The 1,251-nt window shown below is 43.3% G+C and carries 3 protein-coding genes; all 3 read right to left on the bottom strand.

Translation table 11 applies throughout. The features are described from left to right. Nucleotides 1–27: 27 nt before the first annotated feature. Nucleotides 28–342, bottom strand: coding sequence for a TIGR02147 family protein (locus tag BUB59_RS14915; RefSeq protein ID WP_083540379.1), 315 nt, complete (start codon nucleotides 340–342; stop codon nucleotides 28–30). A 150-nt stretch (nucleotides 343–492) separates the two neighbouring features. Then, nucleotides 493–801, bottom strand: coding sequence for a hypothetical protein (locus tag BUB59_RS14910; RefSeq protein WP_073231441.1), 309 nt, complete (start codon nucleotides 799–801; stop codon nucleotides 493–495). 259 nt (nucleotides 802–1,060) lie between these two features. Beyond that, on the bottom strand, nucleotides 1,061–1,251 hold a 191-nt coding region (locus BUB59_RS15445; RefSeq protein ID WP_159433390.1), incomplete at its 5' end, for a hypothetical protein.

The following is a 1,251-nucleotide window of genomic DNA, read 5'->3' as shown; positions in this document are numbered from 1 at the left end:
GATGAATGGATGGAAGATAAAGCTTACTTAACCGAGAAGGAGATGGGAAAATCCGCTTTTTGCGCATGAATTTACAGAAAAGGACTTGCCTAATCCAAACTTAACAAGCTTACGAAAATATTCACGTTCAGCTCCTATAAGGTCCATCGCCTCAGCAACGTGTTCAATTCCAGGCTCAGACAAGCCGCTCTTTCCATCACAAACGACCTTCAGATAGTTAGGCGATGTAAATCCACTATTTTTCGCGAATTCTCGCCATGAAAAAGCAGAAGTTCGCTTTTTCCACAAGTAGTAATCGTTCATATAGGAACGATAATCATCATATTCAAATATAGATTTCATTTCAAAACAAATATACTCATGAACTTCTCTCTAAAGAATCAATTTTCCATACAAAATCTGAGCATTCAAACGCGTTTGTATCATAAAATGTATAATAAAAACCGTGGTGAAAATCACCACGGTTTCTTAGCAAAAAAAATAGTTTCAAGTTTAGCTACGGGGTAAGAAAAATCCCTTAATGCAATTCATATTACGGAGGCAAACCTGAATATGATTCTTCTTACGGATTTCTGTACCTTTATAAGCAACGTCACCTTCATAGAACGCTCCACGAACGGAATCATATCTAATGGGATCTTCAGCCTCTTCAAAGGATTTAAAGCCTTCACCTAACCATTCATGATTAGCAGTACTCAAATTCACTTGCTTTGGGATGTTAACCAAATTGAGTCCGTTCTTTTTTTCACATCCATGAAAGCCAATATAAAGATTCGGACGTTCTAAATACAGATTTTGCATGCATACCCCCAAAATAAATTTATTTTGATGCTGCAACTGGACGGTAATTCTTGCTCAGTTTACCCGATTTGGTTATAATACCTGCTCTCAAAAGGCGCTGATGTGCAACCTCCGTCGCCACGAATATACACTAATTTTCCCCAAAAGGTTGAACGAGAGAAAGAAGCAGGGCGTTGCGGGGCGGCGTTTGAGCCCCGCAGTGGGGGTAGCGGAAGACCCGGCCGGGCGGGTTTCGAAACTTTATTCCCGAAGGGAATGATTATAGGGGCGGGGCCGGGGCTGTAGCGAGGGGGAGACCTCCCCCACCACCTGCGAACTGGTTTACAAGAACGCTAAGGCAGAACTCTGCGGCCGCCGCAAGTTCGGTCTCATCAAGTACGTGATGGCCCTCATGAATGGCGCTCGTCTCGGTATCGCTGCACAGGCAGTGGGTATCAGCCAGGCTTCCTA

The sequence above is a fragment of the Fibrobacter sp. UWEL genome (assembly GCF_900142535.1).
Taxonomy (GTDB): Bacteria; Fibrobacterota; Fibrobacteria; order Fibrobacterales; family Fibrobacteraceae; genus Fibrobacter.
Note: the sequence above shows the minus strand (reverse complement) of the source record. Positions and strands in the feature narration are given on the sequence as shown.